Source organism: Saccharibacillus sacchari (assembly GCF_037722395.1).
In the GTDB taxonomy this organism is placed as follows: domain Bacteria; phylum Bacillota; class Bacilli; order Paenibacillales; family Paenibacillaceae; genus Saccharibacillus; species Saccharibacillus sacchari_A.
In genome coordinates this window covers 39,443-52,189 of sequence record NZ_JBBKAR010000039.1, presented here as the reverse complement: position 1 = coordinate 52,189, position 12,747 = coordinate 39,443, and the positions used below count along the sequence as shown (strand labels likewise).

The window sequence follows — 12,747 nt, the reverse complement described above, 5'->3', positions numbered from 1 at the left end:
TGCAGTCCCTGATTTTGATATCCTTATCTCGCGGAACAACGAATACAGCGAAATAAGGAGAGAACTTCAAAATGAAAACATTGGTACTTGTCTTCCATCCCGATCTGGCCGCTTCGCGGTTGAATCGTCGTTGGGCGGAAGAAATCAGCAAGCAAGAAACGGTTACGGTTCGCCGAATGTATGAAATTTATCCGAACGAACAAATCGATGTTGCAGCCGAACAAGCCTTGCTGGAGCAGCATGATCGGATTGTCCTGCAATTTCCTTTTTACTGGTACAGCACGCCGCCTTTGTTGAAAAAGTGGCAGGATGCCGTTCTGACTCACGGTTGGGCACACGGAAGCACCGGCAACAAGCTGCACGGCAAAGAACTTATGCTGGCGATCAGCGTGGGAGCGCCGGGAGAAGCCTATACGCCGGAAGGCGCGTTCGGCTATACTTTGGACGAGCTGCTTAAGCCTTTGCAAGCGACAAGCAATCTGATCGGAACCCGCTTCCTTGCGCCTTATGCGGTGTACGGCGCGAGTCGGATCGCGGAAGAGCGAATCCAAGAAACAGCCGTGGCATACGTCGCTCGCGTGCTGAATTCGGAACTTTCGCTGAACCATGCAGCAGGGGAGGTTCGCTAATATGCCCGTTATTACTGTTGAAGCAGGCCGACTGAGCAAAGAGCAAAAGCAAGCCTTGGCGACCGAATTGACGACTTCCGCTTCGGCGATCATGAACGTGCCGGAATCGGCTTTTATCGTGTTGATCAAAGAATCGGATCGGGAAAATATCGGCGTCGGCGGAACGTTGCTGGCGGATCGCTAAAATAGACTTGAAAGGCTTCAGCGTACCGCATGCGTACGCCGAAGCCTTTTTTGCATTCCCGTCATTCGTAATAAATCGCCTCATACGGAAACTCCAACTTGTTCAGTCTGTAATCCGTAGGCGACATCGACATGTATTGCCGGAACACTTTGCCGAAGTAGCTGGGACTCTCGAACCCGCATTTTTGCCCGACAACGGAAATCGGCAACTCGGTCGTTCGCAGCATCGTCAACGCGGCTTCCACTCGCCGGTCTTTGAGATAGGCGAGCGGCGAAGTCTGTTCGGAGCGCTGGAAAAGACGGCATAAATAATGCTTGTTGATGTCGCAATGTCCGGCCAACATATCCAGCGTGATCGGCGAGGCGTAGTGATCCCGAATATATTGTTTGCATTTCTCGATCGCGTTAACGGATAAAGCCCCGATATCTTTCTCCGCCTCGCGGCTGCTCTGCACGAGCGTAAGCAGCCATTGGTACACTTGCACCGACAGCCGATACCGATCCGTCACCTTTTCCTGATTGATCAACCGGATGATATTCCACAATTCTTGGATCAAAGGCGAATCGAGGTTGCGTGAAATGACATGGCCTTCTTTTTCGATAACCAAGTTCCAGATCCGGCTCGCTTCCTCTCCCCGAATATTGATCCAGACAAACTCCCACGGCTGCCCGTTCTCTTCCTTGTAGTAATAACAATGCTCGTCGTCGACCTTCACCAAAAGCGCGTGGCCTTTCGGCAGCGCAAAAGTTTGCCCGCCGATATCCAAATACCCTTGGCCGCTCAACGTATATTGAAAAACGACATGGCCGTTATCCGGTCTCGCGTCGCTCGAACAACGGTATCGGGGATGCGAGACGTTCTGCCAGCCGACCGAGTCGACCGTCATAATCGAAGCGTCGTCGTTGCGGAAAGCATAAGAAACCGTATGGTACATCGTCTCTGCTCCTTTTCGAAAAGTCAATTTTGTTATAGCGGAAGTCACGTTTTTTAGATTGTGCCTCTATTTTAGCACTTGTAGAATAATTGTAAACGCTACCAAGAAAGGGGGATTCGTGATTGAACCGCAGAACATCATGCCAGAAAACCAAAATCGATATTCATAAACAGGAGGGATTCATTCGATGAGCCGAAAAAAAGGTTCTGTTCAGAAGTCCTTAACCGCTTTATTCTTAGCCTTCCTCATGGTCGTTTCGTTGATTATTCCTCCGGTGCCCGCAAATGCGGAAAACACAGATTTGCTTCCGGCTCGCCAAGCGGAGTTTCTGGATCGGGGGTTGGTTGCGGTATTGACCGACAGCGGCGTCTTTTTGAGCTGGAGATACTTGAATACGGACCCAAATGATATCGCTTTCAATGTATATAAAAACGGAACTAAAGTAAACGCGTCACCGATTGACGATGTGACGAACTACGTGGATACGACAGGCTTCGATAGCTCGCAGTATCAGATCTCGACGGTCATCGCGGGCAAGGAGCAGATGCAGCCGGAGATCGTATCGGTCTGGCATAACGATTACCTGCCGATCCCGCTGGACAAGCCTGCCGACGGTCGAACCAAAGACGGCGGTACGTATACCTATTATGCAGGCGATGCTTCCGTAGCGGATTTGGACGGCGACGGCGAATACGAGATCGTGTTCTTGTGGAGCCCAAGCAATTCCAAAGACAATTCGCAAGCCGGGTATACGGGCAACGTATATATCGACGCGATCAAAATGGACGGCACGAAGCTGTGGCGGATCGATCTGGGCGTCAATATCCGGGCGGGCGCGCACTACACGCAGTTGATGGTGTACGATCTGGATGGCAACGGAAAAGCCGAAGTCGTGGTGAAAACCGCTGACGGCACGGTCGACGGCCAAGGCACGGTGATTGGCGACGCGACAAAAGATTACCGGAACGACGGCGGCTACATTTTATCCGGTGCCGAGTATCTGACGCTGTTCGACGGACAGACCGGAGCAGCCGTATCGACGGTCGATTACGATCCGCCAAGAGGCAACGTCAGCGATTGGGGCGACGGCTACGGCAACCGCGTGGACCGTTTCCTCGGCGGCATCGCTTATCTGGACGGCAAGACGCCAAGCGTGATTATGAGCCGAGGTTATTATACGCGCACCGTGATCGCTGCTTACGATTACGAAGGCGGCCAGTTGGTGAAACGGTGGGTGTTCGATACGAACGAAGCGGGCAAAGAGTACGAATCGCAGGGCAACCATAACCTGAGCGTGCTCGACGTCGACGGGGACGGCAAAGACGAGATCATGTTCGGGGCGCTTGCGATCGACGACGACGGAACGCTGATCTACAGCACGGGGCTCGGACACGGGGACGCCATCCATGCAGGCAAGCTCGATCCGAACCGCGAGGGGTACCAAGTCATGGGCGTGCATGAGCATACCAACGCTACATACGGGGTCGAGATGCGCGACGCGGGGACGGGGGAAATTATCTGGGGCGAGTTCACGGGCCGGGATACCGGACGCGGCATGTCGGCGGACATCGATCCGAATCATCCGGGTTATGAATCGTGGGCCACAACCATTACGGACGGACAAAGCATTCCGGTCACGAGCACGTACTCAGCAACCGGAGAAGTCGTGTATACGCCGGAGCAATCGCCGAAAACGGCAAACTTCGCGATCTGGTGGGACGGCGATTTGCAGCGCGAACTGTTCGACCATCAATGGGACGCCAGTACGGCAAAAGGCATTCCGCTTATTTACAAATGGGATTATGAGAATAAAAAGCTGAATGAGATTTTCCGTGCGAACGGCGCGTTGACCAACAACCATACCAAAGGGAATCCGGCGCTTCAGGCGGATCTTCTGGGCGATTGGCGCGAAGAAATCTTGGTGCGGAGCGAAGACAGTTCGGAATATCGTCTGTACACCACGACCATTCCGACTCAATACCGCATCCCGACGCTGATGCAGGACCCGGTCTACCGGCTGGGGATTGCTTGGCAAAATGTTGCCTATAATCAGCCTCCGCATACCGGATTCTATATCGGCGCGGAAGCAACCGAATTCCCGAAAGCAGATCTGAACCTGGTCGGCGGAGGCCAACAAACGGAGTCGGTATATCGCTTCGACTTCGGAACCGAACCGGCAGCGGGGAATACGGGTGTGCAGGATACGTTGTACACCGAGCAGACCGGTTATGGCTTCACGGACACCGGCAGTGTCGTTGCGGAAGCCAATCAAGTCTCTGTCCAATCAGGAACGACGTTTGCCGTAGACCTGCCGAATGCGAATTACAAAGTCACTTTACGGCTCGGCAGCGATTCGCGCGATTCCAACGTCGGCGTCAAGTCGGAGTATGTCCAGAAGCTGGCGGTGACTTCGGTAACGGCGGGCGAACCTCTGGAATACGCGTATGACGTAGCTCTGGTGGACGGACAGCTCGAATTCCTGTTCACCGGCACAGCCATTGATATTCAGGATGTTATCATCGAGAAATATCCGGACAAAGAAGCCGGAGCCGCCGCAACTCTCTATATGGCGGGCGATTCGACGATGCAGTCTTACAGCAAGTCGCAAGCGCCTCAAGAAGGCTGGGGCCAACAGTTCGGTCGTTACTTCGCGAACGGAGCGGTCGTGGCGAACAATGCGATCGGCGGCCGCAGCAGCAAATCCTTCTTGCTGGACGGCCGTTTGGACACGATTCTGCAACGTATCAAACCGGGCGATTATTTGTTTGTTTCCTTCGGCCATAACGATGCAAGCGCAGGCATTCCGGATCGGTACGCTTCCCCGGCGGATTACAAAATGTATCTGGCGCGTTATATCAACGGGGCCAAGCAGCGCGGCGCGACTCCGGTGGTGCTTACTCCGGTCGGTCGTCGCGATTTCAATACGGTGACTCAGGAATTCAATGTGAGTTTCCCGGAATACGTGCAAGCTGCCAAAGAAGTCGCGGCAGAGTTAAACGTACCGTTGGTCGATCTCAGCCAATTGAGCGTGGCTTATTACGACCAAATCGGCAATACGGCGACGGAAAAAGTATTCCTTTACGCCAATCCGGGCGAGTATCCGAAATACCCGAACGGCATTAACGACAATACCCATTTCAGCCATTACGGCGCCCAGAAAATCGCGGGTTTGGTCGCAAACGCGGTCAAAGATCTGGGACTGAGCATCTCGCCTCTGGTCATTGACCCGGATATTGAAGAACCGGAGCCGGAACCGGAAGCGCAGCTCTATGAAGAAGATTTCGAAGGCGATCCGGCCGATGTTCAATACTCCCTGATCAATGCGACGGGGATCGGAGGAACGATGGCAGGCACGGTCGTGGACCAGAACGGAAGCAAAGTGCTGTCGTTAAACGGCAGCGGCTCCGGCCATCGGGCGAAGACTTTCCGCATCTTCGATGCCGTGAACGGCGACAAAGTCGATGTGAATTTCGATTGGCAATCCGGCAATGTAGCGGCATTCCCTTCGGAAGGTCATCTGACCGTGCAGGATTCGAATGAAAATGCACTATTTACCCTGGTTGCCAAAAACGGCGATGCCAATCTGCATTACTTCGTAGGTCCATACGTCGCGGATTACGCAGGAGGCAACACCGCGATCCCTGAAGGCGGCACGGCGACCACGATTCCAAAAAATCAATGGGTCAACGTGGATGCCACGATTGACTTCGCCAGCAAAACATTGGATCTGACGCTCACGAGCCGAAGCAATCCATCGGTCACCCAGACGTTCGAAGGCTTGGCGCTGAGTCCGGGGGCTTATGCGGATAATGTAAGATCGCTTCGCTTCCTGGGTACAAGAAAAGGGGGCGCCGGTACGTTGAACTGGACGACGGCGATCGACAATGTGCGGATCGAAGGCACGGAGCTTCCGCCGGAATCCGGCGATCAGACGGCGTTGAAAGCTTTGTACGCAGAGATCCAAGAACTGGATCTGTCGAATTATACGGAAGCTTCGCGTGCCGTATTGCGCAAGGCTTTGACGGCTGCCGAGGAGATCATCGACAAGACGGCAACGCAGGCTCAGGTGGACCATGCCCTGAACATGCTGAGAGTTGCCAAAGCTTCGCTAACCAGCGAAGCCGCTGAACCCGTCAATGCATACAAATTCGATTTCGGTTCGGGAGTGATCGCCGACGGCTACACGCAAGTCACGGCCGATCATGCGTATATCGAAGGCAACGGCTATGGTTTTGCCGATACGGCTTTGACCAAGGACGAGAACCGGGAGACAGGCGACGCTCTGAAGGAAGACTTCACCCGAGTGAATTCGACATCCTTCCTGGCGGAACTGGAACCCGCCAACTATCGCGTGACGATGATCGTCGGCGATGCCGGGGAATCGACAAGCACCAGCGTGATCGCGGAGCAGATGACCAAGCTCCCGCTGGCGACCATCGCCAAAGGCGAGTTCAAGGAAGTGACGTACGACGTAGCGCTGATCGACGGCGTATTCAACTTCGAGTTTGCAGGCAATTCGCCGAAGATCAACGCCTTGACCCTTGAGCGTCTGCCGGATAATGGCACGGCCGATCGTCCGACAATCTATCTGGCGAGCGATTCCACCGTAGCCAATTATGCCGAGACGTACCGTCCGCAAGCCGGCTGGGGCGAGACGCTGGGCCAATATTTCGATCCGAACGAAGTGAGCGTGGATAACCGGGCAATCGGAGGCTTGAGCAGCAAGACCTTCCTGGTCGGCGGGCATCTGAACGATCTGCTGCTGGACGTGCATGCAGGCGATTATCTGTTCATGCAGTGGTCGCATAACGACTCCACTCCGTCCCGTCCGGAACGTTATCTGACGCCGGAACAGTTCAAAGTGTATCTGAAAACGTACATCGACGGCGCGAACCAACGCGGGGCAACTCCGGTTCTGGTGACGCCTGTGAACCGCCGCGATTACACAGGAGACGTGCTGAACAAAAGTTTCCCGGAATATGTGCAAGCCATGAAGGAAGTGGCTCAGGAAACCGATACGCTGCTGGTCGACCTGAACCAGGCAAGCTGGGAATACTTCAGTGGACTCGGCACGGAAGGCACCAAATCGATCTTCATGTGGGTCGGCGCGACGGAAGACAATACGCATTTGCAAATGAACGGCGCAATCGAAGTGTCCAAGCTCGTCGCGGGTCTGGTCAAGCAATTGAATATCCCGCTGTCCGCCTTCGTGACGCTGGATGACGGTTCGGATCAGACACCTCCGCAGACGACGGCGACTCCGACCGGCGATTTGCAAAACGGTTCCTACGCCTCAGCCGTCGAGGTTCGATTCGAAGCAACAGATGAAGGATCGGGAGTAGCGGCTACCTACTACCGTATCAATGATGGAGAGGCTGCCGAAGGCAATCTGCTTACATTGAACGAAGAAGGAAGCCATCGCATTACCTATTGGAGCGTCGATGTCGCAGGGAATAAAGAAGCGGAGCAAGTATTGGAAATCTCGATCGCTTTCGCGCCGCCGCTTGCGACAGGCGCTCCGGGAGTCGCTGTTCTTTCGGATAACAACGGTCACGATACGGGGTTGAGAGACGGCGATTATACGATCACGATGAATCTGTGGTGGGGCAATAACGGAAGCTCGTTCAAGCTTTATGAGAACGGGGAACTGATCAAGGAAGTCCCTTTGACCGATCAATCGCCTTCCGCGCAATCCGTTCAGGTCGATATCACGGGTAAGCCTAACGGTACCTATGTTTACACGGGTGAGCTAACCAATGCACACGGCATTACCGCAAGCGCGCCGCTGACCGTGACGGTCACGGATGCCGCGCCGGGACAAGCCGTCCTGTCGCACGACAACTGGGATCAAGACGGCAACTACGCGGTCAGCATGAATCTGTGGTGGGGCACGAACGCAACCGAATATCGCTTGTACGAGAACGGAACGCTGGTCGATACGCAAGCGCTACAAGCCGCAACGCCTGGCGCGCAAACGGCGACAACGAATATTTCCGGCAAAGCGACAGGCAGCTACGAGTATGAAGCCGTTTTGCAAAATGCAGCCGGAGAAACCCGGACATCCAAGTTGACGGTAACGGTCAAATAGTTAACCAAAGAACCCGCTTCGACACGCACCGTATGGATGCGCCGAAGCGGGTTCTTTTTCATTCATACATGGTTTTCAACAGCTCAATCACTTCTTCCAGCGTCAGACCGAACGACTGGTAATATTCCACATCGATCGCCATCTGCTTGAGGATCATTTCATTGCGCTTCTCGATCATCCGCTCCGGCGACAGCTCCGTGATAAAGCAGCCTTTGCCCGTCACCGTATAGATCAGGCCGGAACGCTCAAGCTCTTCCCAGGCTTTTTTTACCGTAATGATACTGACTTGAAGTTCCACGGCAGCCTGACGGATCGGAGGGAGCGAATAGCCGCCTTCCAACTCGCCTTTGAGAATTTGAGCGCTGATTTGTTCGAAAATTTGCTGATAGATCGGTTTTTCGGAGGTGTTGGAGATCATGATATTCATGCGGTTACACTTCTACTTTCTTGAATCGTTGATAGGCAATGCGATATGCGATGAACGTGAATGCGGCAAAGATCAATACCCCCGTAAACAGAATCGAATAATGCGTCAAGCCGTCGGTAGAACCGCTACCTTTAAACAAGTCGGATACGAACTGATTTTGGATACCCAACCATTCGGCTTCGACCGCGAACAACACGGCAACCGTACTTGCGACAAGCGTTGCCGCTCCATACTTGTAGGCCGTTTTAAAATACATCGAAATGAAAAAGAGATTGAATAGCGCTAACATGACCAAGGTCAATCCCCAAAAACCGGGAGTCGGCTTGAAGAAAATATAGTGGAGATGCGGATACAGGCTCAGGCTGATTTTACCGTAGATCATCGCCGTTACCACGTGCAGAACTTCCAACAAAACGATAAGCAGCACCTTCGCCTGGACGACGTTCTTCTTGTTGACAGGCAGCATACTGGTGAACATTAAGTCGTTTTGGCTTTTATAACCGCCGAAGATATTCGGAATCGTAATCATGCAGAAGTACAGCGGAACGATAAAGTACAGCCATCCGGGAACCAGCATAAGCGCTCCGGTGATCAAAGGAAGCACGAAGAAAAACGGATTCACGCCGAGCCTTACTTCTTTCAACAGCAAATTATACATGCGCAGCCTCCTTTTTGGAATAATAGATCATGATTTCTTCGAGGTTCGGAATCGCGGATTTGAATGCAGGCGAAGGCGTGAAGTTCTCTGCCAGGATCAAGCCCGTAAAACCAAACGAAGTCACTTTATACGAAATCATCCGATCCTTGATCGGCTCCAGGTCTTCAACCTTTCCATTGATCAGGCGATACTTATCCACGAATTCTTCTTTTTCCGCGCTATTGATGAGATGCCCTTCGTGAATATACGTAATGTAGTCGGCGCATTTTTCCAGGTCGGAGGTGATATGGGTCGAGAAAAGGATACTGATCTCCCCGTCCTGCACCAATTCGCGGAACACGTCCAGCAGATCGTCGCGAGCCGCCGGATCAAGTCCGCTCGTCGGCTCGTCCAGAATCAACAGTTTGGCGCCGTGGGATAGAGCGAGGGCGAGGCTGTACTTCACCTTCATGCCCGTAGATAGCTCCGCGATCTTTTTGTCTTCGATCAGCTTGAACTTTTGGATGTAATGCCGATAAGCCTCGTCGTTCCAATTGTCGTAGAAGGTTTTGAACACTTTTGTCAGCGTTTTGATTTTGCTTCGCGTGTAAAAGTCGACATTGCCGAACGCGTAACCGACGACCTGCTTCAGCTCGACTTCGTGCTCGTTCATATTTTTGCCCATGATGCTGATTTCTCCACTGTCTACCGTGATCAGGTTTAATATTGACTTGATTGTAGTGGTCTTGCCCGCACCGTTAAGCCCGATAAAGCCCATGATGTAGCCTTGCGGCAGTTGAAAAGAGACATCGCTCAGTTGAAAATGGGGGAATTTCTTGTTCAGGTTTTTTACATCCAGCATGATCATATTCTCATCTCCTTGATCGCGTGTATATCGTGTATGCACAATATATCATCGAGGAATCAGGGTGTCAACAGCGTCGAATCATGCTTTCCGCTATTTCCTTTTCCAAAATTATCGGATACGCTTGATTGTAATCGCTTACTAATTGAAAAAGAGGCGAAGCTAACTTTAAAGGAGTGTCGGAAGTGGATATTAGAGAAAAATTGCATAACGGAGATTTGTATCTGCCGATGGACGAACAGTTGATGAACGAACAAATGAAGTGCATGGAGGCGTTGTACGATTTCAATCTGACGCGTCCGCTGGAACAAGAACGTCGCCAAGCGCTACTCAAAGAAATGTTCGCCGAGATCGGAGAAGGCTGTTATATCGAACCTCCGCTTCGCGCGAATTGGGGAGGCCACCATGTTCATTTCGGAAAAGGCATTTACGCGAACTTCAATCTGACGCTGGTGGACGATACGCATATCCATGTGGGCGACTACACGATGATCGGGCCGAATGTCACGATCGCGACCGCCGGACATCCGATCTTGCCTGAACTGCGGGAACAAGCTTATCAGTATAATTCCCCGGTACATATCGGCCAAAATTGCTGGATCGGCGCGGGCGTTATCATTATTCCGGGCATTACGATCGGCGACAACTCGGTGATCGGCGCCGGCAGCATCGTGACGAAGGATATCCCGGCAGGCGTGGTTGCGGTAGGGAATCCGTGCAAAGTCATGCGGGAGATCAATGAGCGGGACCGGGAGGTTTATTTCAGAGACCGGAAGATCGAGCTGGAATAGAAAGTTAGCAACCGGAACATGGATCTAAAGCAAAAGAGTCTTCAGTCGCAGTTCACGCACTGAATCGGCTCTTTTTTTCTTTTTGTGCATTCACTTCCAGAAGAAAAGAGAGTACTATTTAGAGAGCAAGTGGAACTTTAGCACTATACTTATTTTTAGAGATAAATTTCCTCAAGGAGGGGCATCTTATGGGGTCCAGCAGTTACCGCAGTTCGTATCAATCCTACTTAAATCGCCAAAGCGTCGAGGGAGACCAAATGAAAGTCATCCTGATCGTCAACGTCGCTGAAGGCTTGCAAAAATACATGAAGCGCAATAATATGCAGACCGTTTTCAATAAACTGTCTCCGTTAACGCTGAGCGGTCCGGTCAAAGTGGTGGCGCAGCAGGACGGTTCTTTTTACCAACTGCCGTCGTTCGCGCACGAAAATACGCATACTTACATGAAAGAACAAATCTACGGACTCGATCCGGCGCGCGGCGAACGGATCGATTTGTTTTCCAAACTGTTCACGACGAGCGAAATCACGCATTTGATCTGGTTTACGGATGAGGAAGTGACGCCGTATCTTTCCAAGATCGCTTCCATGCACGCGCCCCATCTGTTCTGGAACTTCATTTCGATCAAAGGCTACCCGCTTCGCTGCACGGAAAAAACGCCGAAAAACGTCACCTTGACGCACGCTCCGAAAATCTCCGGCCTCGCCACCTCGGTGTTGTACCGCAAAGTTTTCAACAAATTCACCCAGTACATCAATAAAACCGATCTCCCGATGAACGGCCGCGTGCGCGTGATGCAGACGGAAGACCGCTCCGCATCGCAACTTGTGGTCAAAGGCTCCAAAACGACGGTCGAACCCAGCAATCTGAAGGTCGGCATCGGTTGGAAAACGTCGGAAGGCGAATGCCTGACGGCAGGCATGCTGCTTGCGGATAATCGGCTGCCGGACGCGGAAAGCATTGCTTTTTTCGGAAATAAATCGACCATCGGGATGACGCATGTGGACGGACGCGAGTTGCCGACGGAAGATATGGAGCTGTACACGGTTAACCTCGCGGCGATCGGGCAGGCGGGACCGGACAAAGTGCTGTTCACGCTCGTCATGCCGCACGGCGTGCCGGAAGAACTGTATGTCCGCCTGATGACCTACGACAATCGGGAGCTGCTGCGATATGAAGTGGATATGCGTACCTGCTCGGGCAATACGGCTCTGGAATTGGGTTCGCTGTACGCATACAAAGACCAATGGCGGTTCAACGCGATCGGCAACGGCTACGACGCGGGGATGGAACTGGTCGCGGAGCATTACGGCATTCCCGATCTGACCACGACCTATTCGTTCACGCCGGAAGTGCTGGAAGAGATCGCGCTGGACGGCCGGACGTTCGAGTATCAGATGCAGGATTTGTTCACCAAGCTCGGCTACGACGTGGAAGTGCCGACCAGCGATCCGTACGCGCCGGATTACGGAGTCGACCTGATCATCATCAAAGGCGGCGTCCGCAAAGCGGTACAGCTCAAATGCTTCAGCAACGTCGTGCCGGTGCGGGCCGTGCAGGAAGTGTACGCGGGCGCGAAAATGTACGATTGCGACAGTTATCTGGTGGTGACGACGAGTTATTTCAGCCGCGCGGCGCTTCAGATGGCAGAACAGCTCGGCGTGGAAGTGTGGGACAAAACGCAGCTTAATAAGACGGAAGAACGCCTGCGCTCGCGGATCGGCGTCTCGCCGGAACACGAATTGAAGCTCAAGCTATCCAAGCTGGATTCGGAAGACGAAGTGGATATCGACATTTCGGCGTTTCTGGTCAATGAATACGATCGCTGCGCGGGCGAAGACGACTTCGTCTTTTACAACCAACCGGATCACCCGAGCGGCTGCGTGAAACTGATCAACGACAACGTGTGGGAAAAGCTGCTGATTCTGGATCTGGCGAAGCTTCCTGCGCATTGCACGAGGATCGTGGTCGTCGGCTCGCTGGATACGTATAAGCGGAAAGTAGAGCTGACGATCGACAACGAGCTGGATCTGTACCATACGTTCGAGTACATGCCGAGCGCGGTATGCGATACGTTGGTGCTGGGGCAGTTCCGAAAGATCGACGGGGAGTGGGCGTTTACGACGTCGGAGACGTATTTCGCGGGCGGGTTGGAAGAGGCATGTCGGGCTTATGGGTTGGAAGTGGGTTGA

The 12,747-nt window shown here is 53.0% G+C and carries 9 protein-coding genes; 5 read left to right on the top strand and 4 right to left on the bottom strand.

Annotation, left to right across the window (positions count from 1 at the left end; translation table 11 throughout):
• The first annotated feature begins 71 nt into the window (after positions 1 to 71).
• Both WKI47_RS14700 and dmpI read left to right on the top strand, forming a co-directional pair.
• A complete protein-coding gene (locus WKI47_RS14700) occupies positions 72 to 629 on the top strand; it encodes an NAD(P)H-dependent oxidoreductase (protein WP_340227901.1) in 558 nt (185 codons plus the stop codon).
• 1 nt (position 630) lies between these two features.
• Complete coding sequence (dmpI, locus tag WKI47_RS14695; RefSeq protein ID WP_340227899.1) at positions 631 to 813, top strand: 4-oxalocrotonate tautomerase DmpI; 183 nt, start codon at positions 631 to 633, stop codon at positions 811 to 813.
• A 61-nt stretch (positions 814 to 874) separates the two neighbouring features.
• Here the strand turns inward: dmpI and WKI47_RS14690 are convergent, their stop codons facing one another.
• The gene (locus WKI47_RS14690) at positions 875 to 1,747 is read right to left on the bottom strand and encodes an AraC family transcriptional regulator (protein WP_340227898.1); all 873 of its coding nucleotides are present in this window, start codon (positions 1,745 to 1,747) and stop codon (positions 875 to 877) included.
• A gap of 187 nt (positions 1,748 to 1,934) precedes the next feature.
• On the opposite strand from WKI47_RS14690, the gene WKI47_RS14685 reads away from it, so the two are divergent.
• Entirely contained in the window at positions 1,935 to 7,835 is a 5,901-nt protein-coding gene (locus WKI47_RS14685; RefSeq protein WP_340227897.1) for a GDSL-type esterase/lipase family protein, read from the top strand.
• A gap of 58 nt (positions 7,836 to 7,893) precedes the next feature.
• Here WKI47_RS14685 and WKI47_RS14680 read toward each other — a convergent pair whose 3' ends face one another.
• Genes WKI47_RS14680 through WKI47_RS14670 form a run of 3 tightly spaced genes read right to left on the bottom strand, consistent with a single transcriptional unit; the run spans position 7,894 to position 9,767 of the window.
• The gene (locus WKI47_RS14680) at positions 7,894 to 8,262 is read right to left on the bottom strand and encodes a GntR family transcriptional regulator (protein ID WP_340227896.1); all 369 of its coding nucleotides are present in this window, start codon (positions 8,260 to 8,262) and stop codon (positions 7,894 to 7,896) included.
• A 4-nt stretch (positions 8,263 to 8,266) separates the two neighbouring features.
• Entirely contained in the window at positions 8,267 to 8,920 is a 654-nt protein-coding gene (locus WKI47_RS14675; RefSeq protein ID WP_340227895.1) for an ABC-2 transporter permease, read from the bottom strand.
• Positions 8,913 to 9,767 carry an ABC transporter ATP-binding protein gene (locus WKI47_RS14670; protein ID WP_340227894.1) on the bottom strand — a complete coding sequence of 285 codons (855 nt, stop codon included), beginning with the start codon at positions 9,765 to 9,767 and terminating at the stop codon, positions 8,913 to 8,915. The genes WKI47_RS14675 and WKI47_RS14670 overlap by 8 nt, the downstream gene beginning before the upstream one ends.
• 182 nt (positions 9,768 to 9,949) lie before the next feature.
• Between WKI47_RS14670 and WKI47_RS14665 the strand changes: the two genes are divergently transcribed.
• Together WKI47_RS14665 and WKI47_RS14660 are read left to right on the top strand one after the other, a co-directional pair.
• Positions 9,950 to 10,555 carry a sugar O-acetyltransferase gene (locus WKI47_RS14665; RefSeq protein WP_340227893.1) on the top strand — a complete coding sequence of 202 codons (606 nt, stop codon included), beginning with the start codon at positions 9,950 to 9,952 and terminating at the stop codon, positions 10,553 to 10,555.
• Between the two features lie 188 nt (positions 10,556 to 10,743).
• A complete protein-coding gene (locus tag WKI47_RS14660; protein WP_340227892.1) occupies positions 10,744 to 12,747 on the top strand; it encodes a TerD family protein in 2,004 nt (667 codons plus the stop codon).